Raw genomic sequence first — 25,295 nt, 5'->3', positions numbered from 1 at the left:
ATAAGGGCCTCACCGGGCCGGAGTCCGGCGGGTTACTCGGCGGGTTCGACGCCCGCGTGCAGCAGGCCGTAGGTGAACGCGTCCTCCAGGGCCTGCCAGGAAGCGGCGATCACGTTCGGGGCCACGCCGACCGTGGACCACTCGCGTTCGCCGTCCGTCGTCGCGATCAGCACGCGGGTCGTGGACTCCGTGCCGTGCGTGCCCTCCAGGATGCGGACCTTGTAGTCGACGAGCTCGAACTTGGCGAGCTGCGGGTAGAACCGCTCCAGCGCCACCCGCAGGGCCCGGTCCAGCGCGTTGACCGGGCCGTTGCCCTCGGCCGTGGCGACGATCCGCTCGCCCTTGGCCCACAGCTTGACCGTGGCTTCGTTGGCGTGGGTGCCGTCCGGGCGGTCCTCGATGATCGCCCGCCACGACTCGATGCGGAAGTACTTGCGGGCGCGGCCCTCGGCCTCGGCGCGTAGCAGCAGTTCGAAGGAGGCGTCGGCCGCCTCGTAGGTGTAGCCCTGGAGCTCCCGCGCCTTGACCCGCTCCACGACCCGGGAGATGAGCGCGCGGTCCCCGCCGAGGTCGACGCCGAGCTCCTTGCCCTTGAGCTCGATGGAGGCGCGGCCGGCCATGTCGGAGACCAGCATTCGCATGGTGTTGCCGACCCGCTCGGGGTCGATGTGCTGGTAGAGGTCCGGGTCGACCTTGATGGCCGAAGCGTGCAGGCCCGCCTTGTGCGCGAAGGCGGAGACGCCGACGTAGGGCTGGTGCGTGGACGGGGTGAGGTTCACGACCTCCGCGATGGCGTGCGAGATCCGGGTCATCTCGGCGAGCGCGCCGTCGGGCAGCACCTTGCGCCCGTACTTGATCTCCAGGGCGGCGACGACGGGGAAGAGGTTGGCGTTGCCGACGCGCTCGCCGTACCCGTTCGCCGTGCACTGGACGTGGGTGGCGCCCGCGTCCACCGCGGCCAGGGTGTTGGCGACGGCACAACCGGTGTCGTCCTGGGCGTGGATGCCCAGGCGGGCGCCGGTGTCGGCGAGGACGGTGGCGACGGTGGCGGTCACCTGGGCGGGCAGCATGCCGCCGTTGGTGTCGCAGAGGATGACCACGTCGGCGCCGGCCTCGTGGGCGGTGCGCACGACGGATTTGGCGTACTCCGGGTTGGCCCGGTAGCCGTCGAAGAAGTGCTCGCAGTCGACGAAGACGCGGCGGCCCTGGGCGACCAGGTGGGAGACGGTGTCGCGGACCATCTCCAGGTTCTCGTCGAGGGTGGTGCGCAGGGCGAGCTCGACGTGACGGTCGTGGGACTTGGCGACGAGCGTGATGACCGGGGCGCCGGATTCCAGCAGGGCCCGCACCTGCGGGTCCTGGGCGGCCGAGCCGCCAGCGCGCCGGGTCGCACCGAAAGCGACCAGCTGGGCGTTCTTGAAGGTGATCTCCGCGCGGGCGCGGGAGAAGAACTCGGTGTCCCGGGGGTTGGCGCCGGGCCAACCACCCTCGATGAAGCCCACTCCGAAGTCGTCCAGATGCCGGGCGATCGTCAGCTTGTCGGCGACGGTGAGGTTGATGCCCTCGCGCTGGGCGCCGTCGCGCAGGGTGGTGTCGAAGACGTGGAAGCCGTCGTCCAGGCCTTCTGACAGCACGGTGGCCGCCTCTGGTGTCGTCGTCATGCTGATCTGACTCCTGTCGGTGAGTGGTTCCGGATATGCCCGGGATCCACTGCCCCCATCATCGCGCGCGGTCCGGTCCCGGCAGGGATGGTCCGGGAAACGAAAAAACCTCTCGCGGGTAGCGAGAGGTCTGCGCGCGGGTCCGAGGCACGGTGGCCGCTTCCGCGAAGTTCTTCCACGGTTCAGCGGCCACTGGGGACCGGCGCGCTGCTGGCGATAATCATGAGCTGAGCAGGCACGCTGGCAGTGTGCCACACCGCCCGCCGCGGATGGACAGGCATCTCACCATGCGGTCACCGCGGTCGGCCTGCCCGCTCGGACCCGCCCGTGGCCGAGTGCCGGCGGGGCTGCGGGGCTAGTGCAGCGGGGAGAGGGTCTCCGCCAGGAATTCCCTCACGTGGGTGAGGATCGCCGTTCGGTCGAGCGTGGGCAGGCCCACCGCCAGCTGGATGCTGAATCCGTCGAGCAGGGCCCGGACGCGGGTCGCCACGCGCTCGGCGTCCACCGGGCGGAACTCCCCGCGCGAGATGCCCTCGGCGAGCAGCGCGACCAGGTCGCGGTGCCAGGCGCCCTCGATGGCCGCCTGCCGGTCGCGCTCCTCGGGGCCGGCGTTCTGGGAGCGGTTCCAGACCTCCAGCCACAGCGTCCAGTGCGGATCGCGGGCGCGCGTGGGCACGTACAGGTCCACGTACGCCTGCAGGCGCTCGCTCACCGGACCGCGGCGGGCGAGCAGGGCCCGCCGCTCGCCGCCCAGTTCCGCCTCGCTCCATTCCAGGGTCTGCAGCAGGAGCTCGTCCTTGCTGCGGAAGTAGTAGAGGAGGTGGCCGCTGCTCATGTCGACCTCGCGGCCCAGGCCGGCCATGGTCAGGCCTTCCAGACCGCGCTCGGCGATCATGGCCATGGCGGCGACGAGTACGTCCTCGCGCGGGGGCGCGTTCTTCCGCGCCGCGCGTACCGGTACTCCACCCGCCACCATGGACCCACTCCTTGTCGGTCGGCTGCCTCTCGTCTGCGGATCAGACCTTCGGCTGCTGCTGGGTGATGCAGTGGATACCGCCACCCCCGGCGAAAATCGTACGTGCGTCAACGAGGGTCACGGTCCGCTCGGGGAACAGTCCGCGGAAGATCTCGGCGGCCTCCTCGTCGCGCGGGTCGTCGAACGCGCACAACACGACGCCGCCGTTGCACAGGTAGTGATTGATGTACGAGTAGTCCACCCACTCCCCGTCCTCCTCCAGCACGGTCGGCGCCGGGACCTCCACGACCTCCAGCTGCCGCCCGCGGGCGTCGGTGGACGCGCGCAGGATGGCCGCGATGGTCTTGCAGCGCTCGTGGTCCGGGTGGGCCGGGTCGGGCTGGGTGTGGACCATGACGACGCCGGGGCGGGCGAAGGCGGCGACGATGTCGACGTGGCCCTGGGTGCCGTAGGTGCCGTAGTCGCCGGCCAGGCCGTACGGCAGCCAGATCGCCTTGGTGGTGCCGAGGTGGGCGTGGATCTCGGCCTCCACCTGCTCGCGGGTCCAGCCGGGGTTTCGGCCCTCGCCCAGTTGGACGGTGTCGGTGAGCAGTACAGTGCCCTCGCCGTCGACGTGGATGGCGCCGCCCTCGTTGACGAGCTCGGTGCTGTACGTACGGGTGCCGGCCACGTCCGAGACGTGCCGGGCGATCTTCGAGTCGTGGTCCCAGCGGGCCCACTCCTGGGCGCCCCAACCGTTGAAGGTCCAGTCGACGGCGGCGAGCTCGCCGGCGTCGTTGGTGACGAAGGTCGGACCGATGTCGCGCATCCAGGCGTCGTCGAGCTCCTGCTCGACCAGCTGTACGTCGTCGCCCACGATCGCGCGGGCGCTGTCCGCGTCGCCGGGCGAGACCACGAGGGTCACCGGCTCGTACGCGCGGACCGCACGGGCGACGGCGCCCCAGGCGGCGCGGGCCTCGGCGAGCTCCTGCGCGTTGGTGAAGGTCGGGTTGGGGCTGGGCCAGGCCATCCAGGTGCGCTCGTGGGGCGTCCACTCGGCGGGCATCCGGAATCCGGCTTCGACCGGCTTGGCGGGCTGATGGGCGGTCATGGCAGGCAAGTCCTTACGGGCTGGGCTGGCTGGGCTGGCTTACGGGGAGTGCGGGCGGTTGAGGGTGACCGGTTCGGCGCCTCGTCGCCACCGAGGGCCACGACGGCGACGCCCGGCAGGACGTCGCCCGGGCATGCTCCGCAGCGCTGCGGAGCAGCAGCCGGTCGCGCTCCACAGGGGTCAGCCGCACGCCGATCCACCACCTCTCGAGTCAATGGGTTAGAGCATCACTCTAACTCTTCATTTCCTTGGGGGGAATCATTGACCTGGAGGCAGGCCTTGGGTCACATTGAGTGTCGCTCAAACGAAGCGCACCCACCCCCGCCCTGCCAAGGGAGTCCCCCATGCCCATCGAACAGCGCGGAGTCGACACCATCCCCGAGGACGAGCGGACGAGCGGTCCCCGCGACCTGATCTCGATCCTTCTCGGCTCCAACCTCTGCCTCGGTGTGATCGTCTTCGGCTGGCTGCCCCCTTCCTTCGGACTGGGCCTGTGGCCCTCGGTCACCGCCATCGTGACCGGCACGCTCGTCGGCATCGCCTTCACCGCGCCGTTGGCGCTCGTCTCCCTGCGCACCGCGACCAACCTCTCCACCTCCAGCGGCGCTCAGTTCGGCGTCCGCGGCCGACTCGTGGGCTCGGTGGTGGGACTGCTGCTCTCGCTCGGCTACACCGCCCTCACCCTGTGGATCGGTGGCGACGTGATGGTGGGCGTCCTGTCGCGGCTCACCGGACTGCCGGACACCAGTGCCGCGCGCGGCCTGATGTACGGCGCACTCGCCGCGTGTACCGTCGTGGCGGCCGTCTTCGGCTACCGGCTGCTGCTGCGCATGAGCAAGATCCTGGCGATCGGCATGGTGGTGCTGCTGGCCATCGGCGTCTTCGCCTACTCGGGGGACTTCACCACCGCCGCCCCGCCGGAGACCGCGTACCTGCTCGTCTCCTTCTGGCCGACCTGGATCCTCGCCGCCGTCGCCGCCGGGCTCAGCGGCCCGGTCGCCTTCATCACCCTGCTCGGCGACTACACCCGTTACATCTCCCCGCGTCGGCACGGCTCCCGCAAGGTCCTGTGGGCCACCGGCTTCGGGCTGCTCTTCGGCCTGTTGATCCCGCAGCTGTTCGGCACCTACACGGCGCTCGCGGCCCGGGCCGGGGCCGAGTACGCCGGCCCGCTGGTGGCGGCCTCGCCCTTCTGGTACTTGGTCCCGCTGCTCGCCGCCGCCGCGGCCGGCTCGGTCGGCAATGCCGGGCTGATGCTCTACTCGATGGGCCTCGACCTCGACGCCATCGTGCCCAAGGCCACCCGGACCACGGCCACCCTCGTCGCCGCGGCCGTCGCCACGGCCTTCGTCTTCATCGGCTCCTTCGAGTGGGACGTGCAGTCCGCGATGACCTCGTTCGTACTGGTGCTGACCTCGATCGGCACCCCGTGGGCCGTGATCACCCTCATCGGGTACGTGCGCTGCCGCGGGCGCTACGACGCCGACGCGCTCCAGGTCTTCAACCGCCGCTCGGTGGGCGGCATCTACTGGTACCGCTCCGGCTGGAACGTCGCCGCCACCGCCTCTTGGGCGATCGGCGCCGGCATCGGTCTGCTCGCCGTGACCACCCCCTTCTACGAGGGCCCGCTACTCGCCCTCACCGGCGGCGTGGACTGCTCCTTCGTGCTGTCCGGCCTGACGGGCGGACTCGTGTACGCCGCCCTCACCGCCCGCCGCTCCCCCGCCCCGGTCCCGGCGCTCGCCGGCGCCGCCGAGAAGCCCGCGAACGCCTGAGCACCCCGCCCCCCGTACGCACGCAGGCCCGCGTCCCGGACGTTCCGGGGCGCGGGCCTGCGTGCGTACGGGGCCGGTCGGGACTAGCCCAGCGGGTGCATCCAGCCGTGGGTGTCGGCGCTGTGGCCGGTCTGGAGTTCCAGCAGCGCCTTGCGCAGGCGCATGGTGACCTGGCCCGGCTCGCCGTCGCCCTGGGTCCAGTTGGCGCGCTCGGACTTGACCGAGCCGACCGGGGTGATGACGGCGGCGGTGCCGCAGGCGAACACCTCGGTGAGGGTGCCGTTCTCGTTGTCGCGCTGCCAGTCCTCGGTGGTCAGGCGGCCCTCTTCGGCGGTGTAGCCGAGGTCGCGGGCGATGGTGAGGAGGGAGTCGCGGGTGATGCCGGGAAGGAGCGAACCGGTGAGCTCCGGCGTGACGATGCGGTCGCCGTACACGAAGTACAGGTTCATCCCGCCCATCTCCTCGATCCAGCGGTGCTCGACGGCGTCGAGCCAGACCACCTGGTCGCAGCCGTGCGAGGCCGCCTGGGCCTGCGCGACCAGCGAGGCCGCGTAGTTGCCGCCGGTCTTCGCGGCGCCGGTGCCGCCCTTGACCGCGCGGACGTAGTCCTCGGAGAGCCAGACGGAGACAGGCTTGACGCCACCGGGGAAGTACGCGCCGGCGGGCGAGGCGATGACGATGAAGAGGAACTCGTTGGCCGGGCGGACGCCCAGGCCGACCTCGGAGGCGAACATGAAGGGGCGCAGGTAGAGGGAGGCCTCGCCGGAGTCCGGCACCCAGGCGCGGTCCTGCTTGATCAGCGCGTCGCAGGCCTCGATGAAGAGCTCGGTCGGCAGCTCCGGCATGGCCATGCGGCGCGCGGAGGACTGGAAGCGCGCGGCATTGGCCTCGGGGCGGAAGGTCGCGACGGTACCGTCGGGCTGGCGGTAGGCCTTGAGGCCCTCGAAGATCGTCTGCGCGTAGTGCAGCGTCATGTTCGCCGGGTCGATCGCGAGCGGCGCGTACGGGACCAGCTCGGCATCGTGCCAGCCGCGACCCTCGGTCCACTTGATCGTCACCATGTGGTCGGTGAAGTGGCGGCCGAAGCCGGGGCTGGCCAGGATCGCCTCGCGCTCCGCATCGGACAGCGGGTTCGAGGAGGGCTTGAGCTCGATCGTGGGCGTCGTCATGAGTGCTTGTCCTTCACCGGTTGTGTATGGCGGACCGCGCTCACGGCGCACTAGGACGTCCGAGCTTCCCCGCATTCCGCGGCCTCGCGTTCGATTATCGCGCGCGGGCAGGCTTCGGAGAAGCGGGGAGAGCGGCCCAGGGGAGATGGTGGCACCCGGGGCCGCGCAGGAGAAGCCGCCGGGTCCCATTGTGACCCGGCGGCTTCCTGAGGTGGAGGTGCCGGGTCAGCCGGCTACCCGAGCGGCGAGGGCGTCGCCGATCGCGTCGGTGGAGCGGAAGGTTCCGTCGCGCTCCACCAGGTCGGCGGAGACCGCGTCCTCGATGCGGACGGCCTGGGCCTCGTAGCCCAGGTGACGCAGCAGGAGGGCGACGGAGAGGATCGTCGCGGTCGGGTCGGCCTTGCCGGTGCCGGCGATGTCCGGGGCCGAGCCGTGGACGGGCTCGAACATGGAGGGGAAGGCGCCGGTCGGGTTGATGTTCCCGGAGGCGGCGAGGCCGATTCCGCCGGTCACGGCGGCGGCCAGGTCGGTGAGGATGTCACCGAAGAGGTTGTCCGTGACGATGACGTCGAAGCGCTCGGGCTGGGTGACGAAGAAGATCGTCGCGGCGTCGACGTGCAGGTAGTCGGTGGTGACCTCGGGGTACTCCTGGCCGACCTTGTCGAAGATGTTCTTCCACATGTGGCCCGCGTACACGAGGACGTTGTTCTTGTGGACCAGCGTCAGCTTCTTGCGGGGGCGGGCGTTCGCCCGCTCGTACGCGTCACGGACGACGCGCTCGACGCCGTACGCGGTGTTGATGCTGACCTCGGTGGCCACCTCGGCGGGGGTGCCGGTGCGCAGGCTGCCGCCGTTGCCGGTGTACGGGCCCTCGGTGCCCTCGCGGACCACGACGAAGTCGATCTCCGGGCGGCCGGCGAGCGGGGTGGCCGTGTTCGGGAACAGCTTCGACGGGCGCAGGTTGATGAAGTGGTCGAAGGCGAAGCGGAGTTTCAGCAGCAGACCGCGCTCCAGCACGCCGGACGGGACCGAGGGGTCGCCGATCGCGCCCAGCAGGATCGCGTCGTGGTGCTTCAGGGCTTCGAGCTCCGCGTCCGGGAGGGTCTCACCGGTGCGGTGCCAGCGCTGGGCGCCGAGATCGTATTGCTTGGTCTCCAGCTTCACATCCTGGGGCAGGACCGCGGTAAGGACCTTGAGTCCCTGAGCCACGACTTCCTGGCCGATGCCATCACCGGGGATCACTGCGAGATTGATGCTGGTCGACATGACGGAACCGTACTCCGTGTCCCAGCCCTCAGACATTCTGCGTCCACGATGTGGACCGATGTGGACCCGTGTGGACGCAGAACGTCTCGGGCGACGCAGGTCAGTGGCCGGTCGACCCGCCGTTGTCGCGACGGTCGAGAGCGCGCTGGAGGGCAGCGGCGGCGTTCTTGCGGTCGTCGGCCGAGGCGGAGGTGTGGCGGACGCGGCGGGTGGCGGTGGAAGTGGTCATGGTGATCGACTCCTTGAGATCACGGCGTGGCGGGGCCACGGATGAGGGGTTCCTTCAAGGCGCCGGAAGAGGCGGGGAGCAGTGCGCCGCAGGGGTTGCCTGCCAGGGGCGCGCGCTCTCGACCGCCATTCGCCTGATTGGCGAGACGTTCGGCTTCTACAAAGCTAGGTCAGGTCCCGTTGTATGTCTCGGCAATTACTCGGGCTTCCTACTATCTGAGACGCGCAGCCCCCGGGAACGCTCTGCCCAGAGGGTCCGTTTCAGCCCTTCTCGGAGCGAAGTTCCCTGATCAGGGCACGTACGGCGAGAGTTGAAGCCGATTCCGACGTAGTGACGTATCCCACCTCTCTCACCGGCCCGCCCGGGCCCAAATCGGTGATGTCCACCGCCTCGGTCGCCTCCTTCAGGGACAGCTCGGGCATGATCGCCATGCCGAGCCCGCGGCCGACCATGGTCAGCACCATCGCATCGTCCTCCGCCTTGACCGTCGCCCGCGGGATCCAGTCCTGGGCCCGCCACCAGGAGCGGGTGTAGGAGCCGCAGTTCTCGTCCCAGTCCATCAGCGGCAGGCCCTTCGGGTCCGGGTGCCCGGCCGGGTGGACCAGCCGGTACGCCTCCTGCGCGAGCACCCCGGTCAGCAGGCCCGGGGCCGGGTCCTGCGAGCCGCCCAGAGTGGCGATGCCCAGGTCGGCGCGGCCCGCCGCCACCTCCCCGGCCGCTCCGGCGCCGATCTCGCGCACCACGCGGACTTCGGGGCGGATGCCCGGGTGCCGGGCCGTGAGCCGCTCCAGCGCGGGCGGTAGCAGGTGCAGGGCCGCGCTGCGGAACGCGGCGATCCGCAGCACGCCCTCCACCGCGCCGCGGCCCGCGCCCCGAACCTCCGCGCCGAGGACCTCGTACATCCGCAGGATCCGACGGGCGAGGGCGACGGCCCGCTCTCCCGCGGGAGTGGGTGCGGCTCCGGCGCGGCCCCGTTCGAAGAGCACCGCGCCGACCTTGGCCTCGCTGCCGCGCACCGAGTGGGAGACGGCCGATTGGGTGAGGCCGAGCGCGACCCCGGCGGCGGAGAAGCCGCCGCGGTCGGCGACGGCGACCAGGATCCGCAGTTCCTGGGGCAGCAGGTCGGCAGTGCTTCCCGCCATGGGTGCTTCCACCTCGTTCTATGAGCGGTGTTCATGGATGTGCGGCTTCCATGAACGCAACCCCCTGCCCGAGCGGGCCATTCCTTCCTAGCCTCGGGCCCATGACCACGCACACCGCTCACGCCGTCCACCAGATCGCCCGCCCCAACGGCTTCCCCACTGCCGGGGACTTCGCCCACGTCGCCTCCCCGGTCCCCGAACCGATGCCCGGCACCGCACTCGTCGAGAACCTCCTGCTCTCCGTGGACCCGTACCACCGGGGCCTGATGGACGGCGGCGAGGGCGGCTTCGAGCTGAACGCCCCGCTGGAGGGCCGCTCGGTGGGCCGGGTGCTCGCCTCCCGCGACCCGGGGCTGCGCGAGGGCGACCTGGTCTTCCACCGCGCGGGCTGGCGGACCCACGCCCTGGTCACCCTCGGCACCGACGGGACGCGGAAGCTGCGCGGCCACGACGGCATCCCGCTGGAGGCCTACCTGAGCATCCTCGGCGGAACCGGCCTGACCGCGTACGCCGCGCTGACCCGGACCGCGTCCCTGCGCGAGGGCGAGGACCTCTTCGTCTCCGCCGCCGCGGGCGGGGTCGGCACGGCCACCGGCCACATCGCCCGACTGCTGGGCGCCCGGCGGATCATCGGCAGCGCGGGCTCGGCGGCCAAGGTCCGCCACCTCACCGGCGCACTCGGCTTCGACGCGGCCTTCGACTACCACGACGGGCCGGTCGGCGAGCAGCTCGCACAGGCCGCGCCGGACGGCATCGACGTCTACGTCGACAACGTCGGCGGGGACCACCTGGAGGGGGCGATCGACGCGTTGCGCGCGCACGGGCGGATCGCCTGGGTGGGCGCGATCTCGACGTACCACGGGGACCGCTCGCCGGCCGCGCCCCGCAACCTCTTCGAGGTCGTACACAAGTCCCTGCGCCTGGAAGGCGTATTGGTTCGCAATCACACCAATCTGCAGGATGAGTTGGAGGACTTCCTCGTCCCTCATCTGCGCAGCGGCCGGATCGGTACCGACACCACCATTTTCCAGGGCTTTGACCGCACGGTGGAGGCCTTCCTGGGCATGCTCCGCGGGGACAACCTGGGCAAGATGCTGGTCCGGATCGGCGACTGATTCCGGCCACCCTGTTGTTCACCGATTTCTTACCGCACGGATGTAGACCTTTGATCCCGGCGCCGCCACTCTTGCCGTCGACGTGCCAGCGGGGCGCTTGAGTGGGAGGCGAGAGGCCAGTGACACCGATCAGCCGCAGAGGTTTCGTGGGAATCGGCGCCGGGCTCGTGGCGGGCGCCACCCTGCCCGCGGTCACACCGACGACGGCAGCCGCGGCCGCCGCGACGGGCACCATCACCGATGTGAAGCACGTGGTGATCCTGATGCAGGAGAACCGCAGCTTCGACCACTACTTCGGCCGGCTGAAGGGCGTCCGCGGGTTCGGCGACCGCGCCGCCGGCAACATTCCGGGCGGCTGGGGGATGTTCAACCAGCCCAACTGGGGCGGCCGCCAGTACCCGTGGAAGCTGTCGGCCACCCCGCCGGCGGGCGGCGCGGACAGCGCGACCCTGGCCCAGTGCACCGGCGACCTCCCGCACAGCTGGACCTCACAGCACGCCGCCTGGAACAAGGGCCGGATGGACAACTGGGTCACCGGCGTCGGCAACGTCCGCACCCTCGGCCACCTGGACCGGGGGGACATCCCCTTCCACTACGGCCTCGCCGACCACTACACGATCTGCGACGCGTACTTCTGCTCCGCCCTCAGCGCGACCGGCCCGAACCGCACCTTCCTGTGGAGCGGCAAGATCGACGCCACCAGCAAGGACGGCGGCGACGAGTCCGGGCTGACCTGGGAGACGTACGCGGAGGCCCTCCAGCGGGCCGGCATGAGCTGGAAGGTCTACCAGAACGCCCAGGACAACTACGGGGACAACGGACTCGCCTACTTCAAGCGGTTCACGGACGCCGGCCCCGGCGATCCGCTGTGGGACCGGGGCATGGGCTCGGTCCCCAAGGTGACCGGCTCCACCCCGGACGACATCGCGGCCGCGATACGCGCCGACGTCGTGGCGGGCACCCTCCCCCAAGTGTCCTGGGTGGTGGCCAGCGAGGCCTTCTCGGAGCACCCCTACGCCCCGCCCGGCGACGGCGCCCACTTCGTGGACCTGGTCCACCGCGCCCTGGCCGCCGACCCCGAGGTGTTCGACTCCACGGTCCTCTTCCTCAACTACGACGAGAACGACGGGTTCTTCGACCACGTCCCGCCGCCGGTCGCCCCGCCCGGCACCCCCGACGAGTACATCGACGGCGTCCCAATCGGCCTCGGCTTCCGCGTCCCGATGATCGTGATGTCCCCCTGGACCCGCGGTGGCTGGGTGAGCTCGGAAGTCTTCGACCACACCTCGGTACTGCGGTTCATGGAGAAGTGGACGACTGCCCTCGGCACCCCCGCCACCTGTCCGAACATCAGCGCCTGGCGCCGCAAGGTGGTCGGCGACCTGACCGGCGTCTTCGACTTCGCGCGCCCGGTCTACGGGGTCCCCGCGGGCCTCCCGTCCACCGCGAAGGTGATCGGCCAGGCGACGTGCGCCCCGCTCCCCAACCCGGCGCCGCAGAACAACGCCCTGCCGGCGCAGGAGTCCGGTACCCGCCCGGCGCGGGCCCTGCCGTACCAGGCGAACGGCAACCTGGACCGCTTCGAGTTCGGGCCGACCGGCCAGATCACGGCCTGGTTCTCGATGACCAACCAGGGCGCCGAGGCGAAGCGGGCGGCGCACTTCTCGATCCACCCGCACCAGCACCGGGACACGACGGCCTGGCAGTACACCGTCGACCCGGACGGCACCAGCAGCGACTACTTCCACATCGGCCTCGGCCACGGCTCGGGCAAGTACGACATCTCGATGCACGGTCCGAACCGCTTCCTGCGCCGCTTCATCGGCGACGCCTCGAAGCCGGGCAAGGACATCGAGGTGGCGGCGCGCTTCGCGGTCGAGCCGGGCACGGGCAAGCAGGCGGTCTACTTCAAGATGAAGAACTCCTCCGGCTCCCCCGTCACCTTCACGATCCGCGCGAACGCGTACCGCACGGACGGCCCCTGGACCTACACGGTCCCGGCGAACTCCTCGCGCGAGGACTTCTTCAACGCCGTGGCCTACAGCAAGGGCTGGTACGACTTCACGATCCTCACCGACTCCGACGGCACCTGGTCGCGCCGCTACACGGGCCACATCGAAACGGGCTCGGCCAGCATCACGGGGTCGTAGCCGTGCCGGAGTCCGACAGGGCCTAGAGGACGTCCCCGTCCCGCCAGTCGAAGTCGAGCCGCCCGACCGGGTCCAGCCGGACCCCGCCGGGCGGCGCCCACACGTAGGTGGAGCCCTCCTCCTCCGGGAGCGGGACGGGCCCCTGCGGTGAGAGCGCGCCGATCCGCCCGCCCCACACCTGCCAGCCGCGGCCCAGGTACAGCGCCGCCCCGTCCTGAGAGGCCGACAGCGCCCCGAGCACGTACGCCCGCCCGATCACCTGCTCCAGCCGGGCCATGACCCGTCCGCCGAGGCCGCGGCGGCGCGCGTCGGCCCGTACGGCCACGGCCTCGACGTACCCGGTGCGCAGGGCGCGTCCCTGGTGCACGACCCGCCGCATGACCACGCTGCCGTGCGCGAGGAGGTCCCCGCCCGCGTCCCGGACCAACGCGTGCATCCCGCCGAGGGCGTGCTCGAAGTCCTCGTCGGCGAAGTCCCCTTCGAAGGCGTCGTCGAGCAGGGACCGGATCGCGCGCAGCTCGTCGACGGTCAGCTCCGAGGTGTGCACGGTCCGCACGTCCATCACTGCTCCAGCCCTTCGGTGCACCGGGTGCGGGCGCGGCCCCGCCCGTCCGGCGACCGTACCAAGGACCGCATTGCGGACGCCGAACCGCGTACACCGGCCGCCATCGGCCGAAGCGGCTCTAGCGGTCTGGACCAACGCCTCGGCAGACTCGCCCCATGTCACCCGATACCCAGCAGTGGACCCCCACGCACGGCCAGCCGTACCGTCCCGCCGCCTACCGCCCCGAGCGGATGCCGCAGCAGGAATCCCTCGCGCGCGCCGCCGAGTTGCGGGCCCGGATGGACGAGCGGCGGACCGTACGCCACTTCTCCCCCGATCCGGTGCCCGAGCAGGTGGTCCGGGACGCCGTCGCCTGCGCCGCGACCGCCCCCTCCGGGGCGCACCAGCAGCCGTGGACCTTCGTCCTGGTCAGGGACCCGGCCGTGCGGCAGCAGATCCGCGCGGCCGCCGAGCAGGAGGAACAGCTGTCCTACGACGGCCGCCTCGGCGACGAGTGGCTCGCCGCCCTGCGTCCCCTCGGCACGGACGCCGTGAAGACCCACCTCACGGATGCGCCCGCGCTGATCGTGGTCTTCCAGCAGCGCTACTGGCTCGGCCCGGACGGCACCAAGCGCAAGCACTACTACGTGGACGAGTCGGTCGGCATCGCGGTCGGCATGCTCCTGTCCGCGCTCCACCTGTCCGGGCTGGCGGCGCTGATCCACACCCCCAGCCCCATGCGCTTCCTCAGCCACGTCCTGAACCGCCCGGAGAACGAGAAGGCCTTCGCCGTCATCCCGGTGGGCTACCCGGCGGACGACTGCGAGGTCCCGGACCTCCTGCGCAAGTCCCTGGACCAGGTCATCGTGGAGGTATGACGGCCTCCCCGGCAGGCGGCTCGGGAGCGGGCCCGGAGTGCGCACCGCCCAGGGCTTCCGCGAGCCGCAGCCCGTCGGAGGGGGAAATGGATCCGCCCCCGCTCCGGACTTGGGGGTGCCGGAGCGGGGGCGGGGTTCAGCGGGGCCCGGGATCAGCCCATGTGGGGGTAGCTGTACTCGGTCGGCGCGACCAGCGTCTCCTTGATGGAGCGGGTCGAGGTCCAGCGCATCAGGTTCGACGCGGCACCCGCCTTGTCGTTGGTGCCCGAGGCGCGGCCACCACCGAAGGGCTGCTGGCCGACGACGGCGCCGGTGGACTTGTCGTTGATGTAGAAGTTGCCCGCCGCGAAGCGGAGTTTCTCCATCGCGTCCGCGGCCGCGTACCGGTCCGCCGCGATGATCGAACCGGTCAGGGCGTACGCCGAGACGGACTCCATCTGCGCGAGCATCGCGTCGAACTCGGCGTCCTCGTAGACGTGCACGGCCAGGATCGGGCCGAAGTACTCGGTCGTGAAGACCTCGTTCTCCGGGTCGGTGCACGCGATGACGGTCGGACGGACGAAGTAGCCCTCCGCGTCGTCGTACGTGCCACCGGCGATGATCTCGCAGGTCGGGTCGGCGATGGCGCGGTCGATCGCGGCCTTGTTCTTCGCGAACGAACGCTCGTCGATGACGGCGCCGATGAAGTTGGTCAGGTCGCGGACGTCACCCATGGTGATGCCGTCGACCTCGGCCGCGAAGGCCTCCTTGAAGCCGTCGTTCCAGATCGAGGCCGGGACGTAGGCGCGCGAGGACGCCGAGCACTTCTGGCCCTGGAACTCGAAGGAACCGCGGGTCAGGGCGGTCTTCAGGACGGCGCGGTCCGCGGACGGGTGCGCGACGACGAAGTCCTTGCCACCGGTCTCGCCGACCAGGCGCGGGTAGGACTTGTACTTCTCGATGTTGTTGCCGACCGTCTTCCACAGGTACTGGAAGGTCTTGGTCGAACCGGTGAAGTGGATGCCGGCCAGCTCGGGGTGGTTCAGGGCCACCTCGGAGACGGCGATGCCGTCGCCGGTCACCAGGTTGATGACGCCCTTGGGCAGGCCGGCCTCCTCCAGGAGCTCCATGAGGAGGATCGCGGAGTGGGTCTGGGTGGGGGACGGCTTCCACAGGACCACGTTGCCCATGAGGGCCGGGGCGGTCGGCAGGTTGCCCGCGATGGCCGTGAAGTTGAACGGCGTGATCGCGTAGACGAAGCCTTCGAGCGGGCGGTGGTCGCTGCGGTTCCACACGCCGGCGGAGTTCGCGACCGGCTGCTCGGCCAGGATCTGGCGGGCGAAGTGGACGTTGAAGCGCCAGAAGTCGACGAGCTCGCACGGGGTGTCGATCTCGGCCTGCTGAGCGGTCTTCGACTGGCCCAGCATGGTCGAGGCGGCGAGCTTCTCGCGCCACGGACCGGACAGCAGCTCGGCGGCGCGCAGGATGATCGCGGCGCGGTCGTCGAAGGACATCGAGCGCCAGGCCGGGGCGGCGGCGAGGGCGGCGTCGATGGCCTCCTGCGCGTCGGCCTCGGTGGCGTTGGCGTAGGTGCCGAGCACCGACTTGTGGTCGTGCGGCTGGACCACGTCGAAGCGCTCGCCGCCGCCCATCCGCTTGACGCCGTTGATCGTCATCGGGAGGTCGATCGGGTTCTCGGACAGCTGCTTGAGCTGCGCTTCGAGCCGTGCGCGCTCCGGGGTGCCGGGGGCGTACGAGTGGACCGGCTCGTTGACCGGCGCGGGGACCTGGGTCACAGCATCCATGGGGCTGGTAACTCCTTGAGCTAGTGGGGTGCCTAGTTCTTGGTGATCATCGAGCGGAGGAAGAAGAGCAGGTTGGCCGGCTTCTCCGCGAGGCGGCGCATGAAGTAGCCGTACCAGTCCGTCCCGTACGCGGTGTAGACGCGCATCCGGTGGCCCTCGGCGGCAAGCCGCAGGTGCTCCTCGCTGCGGATGCCGTACAGCATCTGGAACTCGTACTCGTCCAGCTTGCGCCCGGCCGTGCGGGCGAGCTCCTGGCCGATGGCGATCAGGCGCGGGTCGTGGGACCCGATCATCGGGTAGCCCTCGCCGTCCATGAGGATCTTCATGATCCTCACGTACGCCTTGTCGATCTCCGCCTTGTCCAGGTAGGCGACCTCGGCGGGCTCCTTGTAGGCGCCCTTCACGATGCGGACGCGGCTGCCGGCGGCGGCCAGGCGGCGGGCGTCGGCCTCCGTGCGGAAGAGGTACGCCTGGATCACGCAGCCGGTCTGCGGGAAGTCCCGGCGCAGCTCCTCGTGGATGGCGAACATCGAGTCGAGGGTGGTGTGGTCCTCGGCGTCGAGCGTGACGGTGGTACCGATGGCGGCCGCGGCCTCGACGACCGGGCGGACGTTGGCGAGCGCCAGCTCGTGGCCGCCCTCCAGGGCCTGGCCGAACATCGACAGCTTGACCGACATCTCGGCCTTCTCGCCGAGACCGAGCTCCGCGAGGCGCTCGATGAGCTGGAGGTAGGCGTCCCGGGCGGCGTAGGACTGCTCGACCTCGGTGATGTCCTCGCCGACGACGTCGAGGGTGACCTCCAGGCCGGCCCGCGTGAGCTCCTCGACGATCGGGATGACCTGATCGACGGTCTCGCCCGGGATGAACCGATTCACCACGGGCTTGGTCACCGGGGCGGCGGAGACGATACGACGCATCTTGTCGCTGCGCGAAGCGGCGAGGATCACGGGACCCAGCACGGGGGCACCTCCAACGGGTGGCAGAAGAAAAGCGCAAGTGAAACCACCGTGAAACCTAAGGATCGCTTTGATCCTCTGCCATCGACAGCTGTCACGCATCCGTGTCCGCGATCTCATACATTTGTCTGAAGAGTGCGGCCGCGGGTGGGAGAATGTCCGCGTGAAGGGCGATTACCAGGACCTGGTGGACGAGATCTCCGCGCTGCTCGGCGCCCCGGCGACCCTGGAGAACCGGGACTTCCGCCTGATCGCCTTCGGCGCCCACGACAGCGACGACGATCTGGCCATGGACCCGGTACGGACCCGCTCGATCCTGACCCGGCAGTCGACGGCGGACGTCCGGTCCTGGTTCGAGGGCTTCGGCATCGCCCGCGCCACCGGACCGGTCCGGATCCCGGCAACGCCCGACGCCGGGGTCTTCCGCGGGCGGATCTGCCTGCCCGTGCGGTACCGGGGCATCGTGCAGGGCTACGTGTGGCTGCTGGACCAGGAGCCCGGCAAGCCCGGGCCGGAGCCGGCGGCGCTGGACGCGGCCATGGAAGTGGCCCAGCGCATCGGGGTGCTGCTCGCCGAGGAGGCGAAGGCCGGGGCGGACCTGTCGCGGGAGTTCCTGGCGGTGCTCACGGCCGGCCCGGGTTGGCAGCAGGACATGGCGGTGACCGCACTGCGGGCCGCCCTCGGCCCGGACGGGGACGGTCTGCACGCGGCGGTCTGCGTGGCACCGTGGCCCGGGGAGGCTCCGGCATCGGTACCGGGCGCGGCGGCGGTGTGCGTGGTACCGCGGCGGGGCGGGGGCGAGCCGGGCGGCGTCGGGCCCGGCGCGGCAGCGGGGCCGGCGCCCGCGGGCGATCCGGCTCTGGCGGTACTGCTGCGGCTGCGCTCGACGGACGCGTTGGCTCCGGCGCTGGCGGCGGCGGCCCGGCTGCTGCCGCGCGCGGCGGGGGCGACGGCAACGGGCGGGAGGACCGCCGGCGGGAAGGACGGGTCCGGGAAGGGCGGGGCCGGGAAGGGCGGGGGCGTCGGGGCCACCGCCACGGCCGTCGCCCGCGCGGTGACCGCCGGCGTCGCCGACCCCGTACGGGGCCTCGTGGACCTGCCCGCCGCCTGGGAGCAGGCCGTCGCCGCCGCCCGGGCGGCCGCCGCCCAGCCCCGCTTCGGCCCGGTCGCCCAGTGGTCGGAGATCGGCCCGTATCGGCTGCTGGCGACGCTCGTCGCCGACCCGGTGGACGACCCCGCGGCCCGCACCCTGCTGACCCCGGCCAACCGCGAACTCGCCCGCACCGCCGAGGTCTTCCTGGACTGCGCGGGCCAGGCGGGCCGCGCGGCGGCCGCCCTGGGCATCCACCGTCAGACCCTCTACTACCGCCTGGCCCGGGTGGAACAGTTGACCGGCCTCGACCTGGACGAGGGCGAGGACCGCCTGCTGCTCCACATGGCCCTCAAAGCCTCCCGCCTGGCCTAGTTCGTCCCTTCGAACAGGTGCGGATCGCGGCGCGCTCGAACCACACGGTGAGCGGGGTCGGCACCAGCGCCACCCAGAACAGCGCCTGCGGGACGATCCGTTCGGACCGCGGCACGGTCACCATGACCACGGCGGTCAGCGGCGAAGCCCTTCCACCTCTGCGGGTCGATCCGGACGGGACGGGTGCGCCCGGCGGCGGTTCCGGCTCCGGTCAGTCCTGGGCCCGGGTCATCGCCTCGGCCGCCCGGCGCATGCCTTCGGTGAACTCCTCGGCTGTCGCGGCCGACTCCGGGTCGAACAGCCACTGGATCATCAGGCCGTTCAGCAGGGCCTGGTAGAAGCCGCCCAGCGTCCGTACGTCCCGCTCGTCGAGCTGGTCCTCCGGGGTCCCGGTGAGCATCGAGATCAGCCCGCGACGCCCCTCGGCCTGCGAGGCGGCGAGCATGGACCTCAACTCCGGCCGCTGGTCGCGGCCGAGCGCCACCTCCAGGCTGGCCGCCCAGATCGGGCCCGACTTCTCGTGCTGCTCCAGCACGCCCTCCCACAGGGAGCGGAAGCGCTCCAGCGATCCGCCCTCGCCGTCGAGTCCGCTCTGGAACACCTCGCCCCACTCCTCCATCAGGCCGATGAAGGCCTGGGTGAGGAGGGCGTCCTTCGAACCGTAGTGGTAGCCGATGGAGGCCAGGTTGGTCCCCGAGGCGCTGACGATGTCGCGCGCTGTCGTGCGCACGAACCCCTTCTCGACCAGGCACTTCTTGGCGCCTTCGAGCAGATCTTCGCGATGTCCCATGGCCACACGGTAGCAAGACAAACGTCCAAGACAACATTTCTAGACAGTTGTCATAGACAAAAGTTTAATACGTCTGTACGTTCCTGCCCATGACAACTCCCGCTGCCACAGCGCGACGTGCCGGCCGCCGCGAATGGACCGCCTTCACCGTCCTCCTGCTGCCCCTGCTCCTGGTCTCGATGGACATCTCCGTCCTCTACTTCGCCATCCCGGCCATCACCGACCAGCTCGACCCGAGCTCCACCCAGCAGCTGTGGATCTTCGACAGCTACGCCTTCGCCCTCTCCGGCCTGCTGATCACGATGGGCTCGCTCGGCGACCGGATCGGCCGCCGCAAGCTGCTGCTGATCGGCGCGACCGCCTTCGGCCTCGCCTCGATCGGGGCCGGCTGCGCCACCAGCGCCGAAATGCTCATCGCGGCCCGCATCCTGCTCGGCATCGGCGGCGCGACCCTGATGCCCTCCACGCTGGCCCTCGTACGGAACCTCTTCCAGGACGACAAGCAGCGCGGGCAGGCCATCGCGATCTGGTCCGGAGCCATGACCGGCGGCATCGCACTCGGCTCGGTGCTCAGCGGGGTGATGCTGAACCACTTCTACTGGGGCTCCGTCTTCCTCATCAACGTGCCCGCCATGCTGCTCCTGCTGCTCCTGGTCCCGATCCTGGTCCCGGAGTTCAAGGACCCGAACCCCGGCCGCTTCGACCTGCTGAGCGTCCCGCTCTGCATGGCCGCCGTGCTGCCGGTCGTCTACGGGCTCAAGGGGATCGCCGCCGAGGGCTTTGAACCCCTCTACCTGGGCTGCCTCGCCCTCGGCCTGGCCTTCGGGTACGTCTTCGTCCGCCGCCAGCGCTCCCGTGACGACGCCATGGTGAGCCGGGCACTGTTCCGGGGCCGCGGTTTCGGGGCGGGCATCACTCTGAGCACCATCGCCGCCTTCGCCATGACGGGTTCGGCCTACTTCACCACCCAGTACCTCCAGTCGGTGCTCGGAATGGGCACCCTGGAAGCCGCGCTGTGGAGCCTGGCCCCCTCGGTCGTCATCGGCGCCGCGGCCCCGGTGTCCGCCGCCCTGGCCCAGAAGGTGGACCGGGCCCACGTCATCGCCGGCGGGTTCGCCCTCGCCGCCGCCGGGTTCGTCCTGATCAGCCTGGTGGACACCGACTCGTTGTGGCTGATCCTCACCGGCTGCGCGGTGCTGGTCTCGGGCATCGTCGCCGTGCTGTCCCTGGTGTCCGACATGGCGCTCGCCTCGGCCCCCGCCGAGAAGGCCGGTTCCGCCGCCTCCCTGCTGGAGACCGGGACGGAGTTCGGCGGCGCCCTGGGCATGGCGCTCCTCGGCAGCCTGGGCACCGCGGTCTACCGCGACGACCTGACCGGTGCCGAGCCCGCGGTACGGGAGACCCTGGGCGGGGCCGTCGCCACCGCCGACCACATCGGCGGGCCGGCCGGGGAGCAGGTGCTGGCCCTGGCCCGGGAAGCCTTCGTCCACGGGATGCAGTACGCGGCCTGGGGCGGTACGGCGCTGCTGCTCGGGGCGGCCGTGCTCGCCGCGGCCCTGCTGCGCGGGATCGAAGCACCCGCCCCGTCCGCAACGGAGCCCGCGACCGGGCCCGCGGCCGAGCCCGCGACCGTGCCCGCGACGGGTCCCGAAGTCCGCGCCCACGAGGCGGCGTACCACTGAACCGCCCGCCGCGGCACGCGGCCGACGGAACGCTGAAGGGCCCGGGGATTCGCCTATGAGCTGGCCCCTCGCCGTGGAGCGGGTGACGGGAATCGAACCCGCGCTCTGAGCTTGGGAATCACCGGGCCGTCACGGAGGGGGTTGACGCTGACCAGCGCAAACGGCCTCTGGCGATTAATCGCGAGGCGTCGCGCTTGACTGCTCTTGACCGCCGGGATCCGCTCTTTCTGGCACGGATGTGGCACGGGCTTCCATCCGCTCCGACGGGTCGCGTCACCGACCCCGCACCCGATGACACTGTCACCCGAATGGCCCAACATGACGTGCCATCCACATGGGTGAAGATCAAGCTGGCTAGTGCCCCAACCGAGGCAATCTGTGAAAGGCGAACCACATGCGCATTCGACGAATCCTCGCTGCAGCCTTCGCCACGGCAGCCCTCGCCGGACTCGGCTTCACAGGCGCCGCCACCGCCGCCACCACCGCCACTACCGCCACCACCGGCAGCGTCACCCCGGGTGAGTGCACGGACAACGGCGGAACGATCGATCGGTCGACGCCCGTGCTCCCGACCTGCAGGGGCGGTATGTACGACGGCCAGACTGTCGACTAAACCCCGCTAGGGCCCGTTGCGAAAGTGGATCGTCGCCCCGCAGCCACGCGTTGCGGGGCGACTCCCTCGCGTGCCTTCTCCCTCGGCTGACGGCTCAACGCACCTGGGAGGCGTGACGATCGCACACGAGCCGGATGAGGTCGGCGGGAGCGGCTTTGGGCTGGAGCTGCCATGGGGCGAGGGATCGGGGCCCGTACGCTGGTCGCGAATCGGGCAGTCTCTAGGGCAGCAGCCTGTCCGGCCACACCTCGACGCATTCGCTGCCGAACTCAACAGCCGCCCACGCAAGACGCTCGGCTGGGAAACCCCAGCCGAGCGCCTGTCCGAACTGCTCGCCATGACACGTCGGTGATCACGTGTTGCAACGACTCCTGGAATTCGCCGGTCCCCCGGGTCCTTCCTTCACCTCATCGCTCCGACGGGCTCAGGCGAGGCTGACCGTGCGCGCCGAGACGGCGCCGATCTCGGTGGCGATGTCCGCGAGGACGTCTCCCGGGACCGGGGCGTCGACGGTGAGGACGGCGAGCGCCTCACCGTGCTCCTCGGCCCGCGCGACCTGCATGCCCGCGATGTTCAGGCCGCCCTCGCCGAGGACGCGGCCGACGGCGCCGACCACGCCGGGGCGGTCGGTGTAGCGCAGCACGACCATGTGGTCGGCGAGCGCCAGGTCCACGTCGTACTCGCCGACGCCCACGATCTTCTGAAGGTGCTTCGGGCCCGCGAGCGTGCCGGAGACCGAGACCTCCTGACCGTCCGACAGGGTGCCGCGGACGGTCACCACGTTGCGGTGGTCCGGGGACTCCGAGCTGGTGGTCAGACGGACCTCGACGCCGCGCTCCTGCGCGAACAGCGGGGCGTTGACGTAGGAGACCGTCTCGTCGACGACGTCCTCGAAGACGCCCTTGAGGGCGGAGAGTTCGAGCACCTTGACGTCGTGCTGGGTGATCTCGCCGCAGACCTCGACGTCGAGGCGGACCGCGACCTCGCCCGCGAGGGCGGTGAAGATGCGGCCGAGCTTTTCGGCGAGCGGCAGGCCGGGACGGACGTCCTCGGCGATGACACCGCCCTGGACGTTGACCGCGTCCGGCACGAGCTCACCGGCGAGCGCGAGGCGCACCGACTTGGCGACCGAGACACCGGCCTTCTCCTGGGCCTCGTCCGTGGACGCGCCGAGGTGCGGGGTGCAGACGACCTGGTCGAGCTCGAACAGCGGGGAGTCCGTGCAGGGCTCCTTCGCGTACACGTCGAGACCGGCGCCGGCGACGCGGCCCTCCTTGATGGCCGTGTACAGCGCGGCCTCGTCGACGATCCCGCCGCGGGCGGCGTTGACGATGCGGACCGACGGCTTCACCTTGTGCAGGGCCTCGTCCCCGATGAGACCGAGGGTCTCGGGGGTCTTGGGCAGGTGCACGGTGATGAAGTCGGCGATCTCCAGGAGCTCGTCCAGCGCCAGCATCTTGACGCCCATCTGGGCGGCGCGCGCGGGCTGTACGTAGGGGTCGTACGCGACGATCTTCATGCCGAAGGCCGACATGCGCTGGGCGACCAGCACGCCGATGCGGCCGAGGCCGACGACACCCAGGGTCTTCTCGCTGAGCTCGACACCGGTGTACTTGTTCCGCTTCCACTCGCCGTTCTTCAGGGCGGTGTTGGCCTGCGGAATGTTGCGGGCGGTGGCGACGAGCAGGCCGCACGCGAGCTCGGCCGCGGTCACGATGTTCGAGGTCGGCGCGTTGACGACCATCACGCCGGCCTTGGTGGCGGCGGAGACGTCCACGTTGTCCAGACCGACGCCCGCGCGCGCGACGACCCTCAACTTCTTGGCCGCGGCGATGGCCTCGGCGTCGACCTTGGTGGCGGAGCGGACGAGGATCGCGTCCACGTCGACGATCGCGGGCAGCAGCTCGGCGCGGTCCGCGCCGTTGCAGTGCCGGATCTCGAAGTCCGGGCCCAGCGCCTCGACGGTGGCGGGCGACAGCTCTTCGGCGATGAGTACGACAGGTTTCGAGCTCACGTGGGTCCTCACAAGTCCAGTGCGGACGGCCGTCCCGACGGCCGCAGGCGGTGGAGGGGGTAGCCGCGTGGAAGACGCACGACACTGTGGGCCTGACGCGTATGTGTTGAGCAGTGTAGTGGCGCTGACGGGCCGGATTTCCGCCTGTACGGAAGGATCACCCGTCCGTGGTTGGCCGGGGTGGACAAGCCGCGCCGTTGAGGGGCGGATTCCCGGCATCCCGGGTTCCCTGCGGCCCGTCCGTTCGGACGAGCCGGCTCCTGCGCCGAAGCACGGCGGGGCCGGGACCTCACGTGTCCCGGCCCCGCCGCCACGAGATCAGCTCTCGTCGCTGTCGACCCAGCTCATCAGCTTGCGCAGCTTCTTGCCGGTGGTCTCCAGCAGGTGCTCCTCGTCGGCCTTCTTGTACTCGTTGTACTTCGGCAGACCGGCCTTGTACTCGGCCATCCAGGTGTTGGCGAACTCGCCGCTCTGGATCTCCGCGAGGACCTTCTTCATCTCGGCCTTGGTGGCGTCGGTGATGACGCGCGGGCCGGTGATGTAGTCGCCCCACTCGGCGGTCTCGGAGACGGACCAGCGCATCTTCTCCAGGCCGCCCTCGTACATGAGGTCCACGATGAGCTTCAGCTCGTGCAGGCACTCGAAGTACGCGATCTCCGGCTGGTAGCCGGCCTCGGTCAGGGTCTCGAAACCGGCCTTGACCAGGGCGGAGGCGCCACCGCAGAGGACGGCCTGCTCACCGAACAGGTCGGTCTCGGTCTCCTCGGTGAAGGTGGTCTTGATGACGCCGGCGCGGGTGCCGCCGATGCCGGCCGCGTACGAGAGCGCCAGGTCGAAGGCCTTGCCGGTGGCGTCCTGCTCGACGGCGGCGATGCACGGAACGCCGCGGCCCTCCTCGTACTGGCGGCGGACCAGGTGGCCCGGGCCCTTCGGGGCGACCAGCGCGACGTCCACGTTGGTGGGCGGCTTGATGAAGCCGTAGCGGACGTTGAAGCCGTGGCCGAAGAAGAGCGCGTCGCCCTCCTTGAGGTGCTCCTTGATGGACTCCTCGTAGATCTCGGCCTGCAGCGGGTCCGGGGTGAGGATCATGATGACGTTCGCCCAGGCGGCGGCCTCGGCCACGGGGACGACCTTCAGACCCTGCTCCTCGGCCTTGGCCTTGGACTTCGAGCCCTCCTTCAGACCGACGACGACGTCGACGCCGGAGTCACGGAGCGACAGCGCGTGGGCGTGGCCCTGGCTGCCGTAACCGATGACCGCGACCTTGCGGCCCTGGATGATGGACAGGTCGGCGTCGTTCTCGTAGAACAGCTCGGCCACTGGGATATCTCCTTGGTGCGCTGGTGTTGCTCCCACCGTACGGCGGGGAACGGATCTGAGTTTCTCGGTCTCGCTATGCGAGCAGAGCGTGTCTGACCCGGCTCACGTGTCCGCGGTGCCGGGCCGGGCGGGTCAGGCGCTGCGGTCGAGCGCGCGCAGACTGCGGTCCGTGATGGACCGGCCGCCACGCCCTATGGCGATCGTGCCGGACTGGACGAGCTCCTTGATGCCGAACGGCTCCAGCATCTTGAGCATCGCGCCGAGCTTGTCGGAGCCGCCGGTGGCCTCGATGGTGACGGCCTCCGGGGAGACGTCGACCGTCTTGGCGCGGAAGAGCTGGACGATCTCGACGATCTGCGAACGGGTCTCGTTGTCGGCGCGGACCTTCACCAGGACGAGCTCGCGCTCGATGGCGTTGTGGGACTCCAGCTCGACGATCTTGAGCACGTTGACCAGCTTGTTCAGCTGCTTGGTCACCTGCTCCAGCGGGAGGTCCTCGACGTTGACGACGATGGTGATGCGGGAGATGTCGGGGTGCTCGGTGACACCGACCGCCAGGGAGTCGATGTTGAACCCGCGGCGGGAGAACAGCGCGGCGATCCGGGCGAGGATGCCGGGCGTGTTCTCGACCAGGACGGAGAGCGTGTGCTTGGACATGTGGGGCGTTCTCTCTCTC

At 70.6% G+C, this 25,295-nt stretch carries 21 protein-coding genes; 7 read left to right on the top strand and 14 right to left on the bottom strand.

Annotation, left to right across the window (positions count from 1 at the left end):
• Nucleotides 1–32: 32 nt before the first annotated feature.
• The 3 genes from cimA to ACIQK6_RS16545 all read right to left on the bottom strand — a co-directional run bounded on the left by cimA (nt 33) and on the right by ACIQK6_RS16545 (nt 3,727).
• Entirely contained in the window at nt 33–1,661 is a 1,629-nt protein-coding gene (cimA, locus tag ACIQK6_RS16555) for a citramalate synthase (RefSeq protein ID WP_329098871.1), read from the bottom strand.
• A 355-nt stretch (nt 1,662–2,016) separates the two neighbouring features.
• Complete coding sequence (locus ACIQK6_RS16550) at nt 2,017–2,637, bottom strand: TetR/AcrR family transcriptional regulator (RefSeq protein ID WP_329098872.1); 621 nt, start codon at nt 2,635–2,637, stop codon at nt 2,017–2,019.
• A gap of 40 nt (nt 2,638–2,677) precedes the next feature.
• Nucleotides 2,678–3,727, bottom strand: a complete 1,050-nt coding sequence (locus tag ACIQK6_RS16545) for an agmatine/peptidylarginine deiminase (protein WP_402694995.1) — start codon at nt 3,725–3,727, stop codon at nt 2,678–2,680.
• 344 nt (nt 3,728–4,071) lie between these two features.
• On the opposite strand from ACIQK6_RS16545, the gene ACIQK6_RS16540 reads away from it, so the two are divergent.
• Nucleotides 4,072–5,502 (top strand): cytosine permease, encoded by a 1,431-nt coding sequence (locus ACIQK6_RS16540; protein WP_402694994.1) that lies wholly within the window; start codon nt 4,072–4,074, stop codon nt 5,500–5,502.
• A gap of 83 nt (nt 5,503–5,585) precedes the next feature.
• Here ACIQK6_RS16540 and ACIQK6_RS16535 read toward each other — a convergent pair whose 3' ends face one another.
• The 4 genes from ACIQK6_RS16535 to ACIQK6_RS16520 form a co-directional block, all read right to left on the bottom strand.
• Nucleotides 5,586–6,671 (bottom strand): branched-chain amino acid aminotransferase, encoded by a 1,086-nt coding sequence (locus ACIQK6_RS16535; protein ID WP_109781535.1) that lies wholly within the window; start codon nt 6,669–6,671, stop codon nt 5,586–5,588.
• 225 nt (nt 6,672–6,896) lie between these two features.
• Complete coding sequence (locus ACIQK6_RS16530; protein ID WP_402694993.1) at nt 6,897–7,937, bottom strand: 3-isopropylmalate dehydrogenase; 1,041 nt, start codon at nt 7,935–7,937, stop codon at nt 6,897–6,899.
• A 100-nt stretch (nt 7,938–8,037) separates the two neighbouring features.
• A complete protein-coding gene (locus ACIQK6_RS16525) occupies nt 8,038–8,166 on the bottom strand; it encodes a hypothetical protein (protein ID WP_263411712.1) in 129 nt (42 codons plus the stop codon).
• A gap of 260 nt (nt 8,167–8,426) precedes the next feature.
• Entirely contained in the window at nt 8,427–9,308 is an 882-nt protein-coding gene (locus ACIQK6_RS16520) for a LysR family transcriptional regulator (RefSeq protein WP_329098875.1), read from the bottom strand.
• Between the two features lie 101 nt (nt 9,309–9,409).
• On the opposite strand from ACIQK6_RS16520, the gene ACIQK6_RS16515 reads away from it, so the two are divergent.
• Both ACIQK6_RS16515 and ACIQK6_RS16510 read left to right on the top strand, forming a co-directional pair.
• Nucleotides 9,410–10,423, top strand: coding sequence for an NADP-dependent oxidoreductase (locus ACIQK6_RS16515; protein ID WP_402694992.1), 1,014 nt, complete (start codon nt 9,410–9,412; stop codon nt 10,421–10,423).
• A gap of 119 nt (nt 10,424–10,542) precedes the next feature.
• Complete coding sequence (locus tag ACIQK6_RS16510) at nt 10,543–12,573, top strand: phosphocholine-specific phospholipase C (RefSeq protein ID WP_402694991.1); 2,031 nt, start codon at nt 10,543–10,545, stop codon at nt 12,571–12,573.
• 22 nt (nt 12,574–12,595) lie between these two features.
• On the opposite strand, the gene ACIQK6_RS16505 is transcribed toward ACIQK6_RS16510, so the two are convergent.
• Nucleotides 12,596–13,135 carry a GNAT family N-acetyltransferase gene (locus ACIQK6_RS16505; protein WP_402694990.1) on the bottom strand — a complete coding sequence of 180 codons (540 nt, stop codon included), beginning with the start codon at nt 13,133–13,135 and terminating at the stop codon, nt 12,596–12,598.
• Nucleotides 13,136–13,293: 158 nt separating this feature from the next.
• Here ACIQK6_RS16505 and ACIQK6_RS16500 point away from each other — a divergent pair, with 158 nt between their 5' ends.
• The gene (locus ACIQK6_RS16500) at nt 13,294–13,995 is read left to right on the top strand and encodes a nitroreductase family protein (RefSeq protein WP_402694989.1); all 702 of its coding nucleotides are present in this window, start codon (nt 13,294–13,296) and stop codon (nt 13,993–13,995) included.
• Nucleotides 13,996–14,147: 152 nt separating this feature from the next.
• Here the strand turns inward: ACIQK6_RS16500 and pruA are convergent, their stop codons facing one another.
• Nucleotides 14,148–15,779 carry an L-glutamate gamma-semialdehyde dehydrogenase gene (pruA, locus tag ACIQK6_RS16495; RefSeq protein WP_402694988.1) on the bottom strand — a complete coding sequence of 544 codons (1,632 nt, stop codon included), beginning with the start codon at nt 15,777–15,779 and terminating at the stop codon, nt 14,148–14,150.
• 32 nt (nt 15,780–15,811) lie between these two features.
• Nucleotides 15,812–16,738 (bottom strand): proline dehydrogenase family protein, encoded by a 927-nt coding sequence (locus ACIQK6_RS16490; protein WP_329098881.1) that lies wholly within the window; start codon nt 16,736–16,738, stop codon nt 15,812–15,814.
• Nucleotides 16,739–16,898: 160 nt separating this feature from the next.
• Here ACIQK6_RS16490 and ACIQK6_RS16485 point away from each other — a divergent pair, with 160 nt between their 5' ends.
• Nucleotides 16,899–18,200, top strand: a complete 1,302-nt coding sequence (locus ACIQK6_RS16485) for a PucR family transcriptional regulator (protein ID WP_402694987.1) — start codon at nt 16,899–16,901, stop codon at nt 18,198–18,200.
• Between the two features lie 211 nt (nt 18,201–18,411).
• Here ACIQK6_RS16485 and ACIQK6_RS16480 read toward each other — a convergent pair whose 3' ends face one another.
• Nucleotides 18,412–18,990 (bottom strand): TetR/AcrR family transcriptional regulator, encoded by a 579-nt coding sequence (locus ACIQK6_RS16480; protein ID WP_329098883.1) that lies wholly within the window; start codon nt 18,988–18,990, stop codon nt 18,412–18,414.
• Between the two features lie 89 nt (nt 18,991–19,079).
• Here ACIQK6_RS16480 and ACIQK6_RS16475 point away from each other — a divergent pair, with 89 nt between their 5' ends.
• Nucleotides 19,080–20,672 carry an MFS transporter gene (locus ACIQK6_RS16475; RefSeq protein WP_402694986.1) on the top strand — a complete coding sequence of 531 codons (1,593 nt, stop codon included), beginning with the start codon at nt 19,080–19,082 and terminating at the stop codon, nt 20,670–20,672.
• Nucleotides 20,673–21,066: 394 nt separating this feature from the next.
• Nucleotides 21,067–21,285, top strand: a complete 219-nt coding sequence (locus ACIQK6_RS16470) for a hypothetical protein (RefSeq protein ID WP_329098885.1) — start codon at nt 21,067–21,069, stop codon at nt 21,283–21,285.
• 424 nt (nt 21,286–21,709) lie between these two features.
• Here the strand turns inward: ACIQK6_RS16470 and serA are convergent, their stop codons facing one another.
• From serA to ilvN, 3 genes are all read right to left on the bottom strand, one after another.
• A complete protein-coding gene (gene serA / locus ACIQK6_RS16465; protein ID WP_329098886.1) occupies nt 21,710–23,299 on the bottom strand; it encodes a phosphoglycerate dehydrogenase in 1,590 nt (529 codons plus the stop codon).
• Between the two features lie 318 nt (nt 23,300–23,617).
• Nucleotides 23,618–24,619 (bottom strand): ketol-acid reductoisomerase, encoded by a 1,002-nt coding sequence (ilvC, locus tag ACIQK6_RS16460; RefSeq protein ID WP_329098887.1) that lies wholly within the window; start codon nt 24,617–24,619, stop codon nt 23,618–23,620.
• A 132-nt stretch (nt 24,620–24,751) separates the two neighbouring features.
• On the bottom strand, nt 24,752–25,276 hold the full coding sequence (ilvN, locus tag ACIQK6_RS16455) for an acetolactate synthase small subunit (RefSeq protein WP_030010002.1): 525 nt from the start codon (nt 25,274–25,276) through the stop codon (nt 24,752–24,754).
• Nucleotides 25,277–25,295: the final 19 nt, after the last annotated feature.

The sequence above is a fragment of the Streptomyces sp. NPDC091682 genome (assembly GCF_044756625.1).
Classification (GTDB): Bacteria; Actinomycetota; Actinomycetes; order Streptomycetales; family Streptomycetaceae; genus Streptomyces.
Note: the sequence above shows the minus strand (reverse complement) of the source record. Positions and strands in the feature narration are given on the sequence as shown.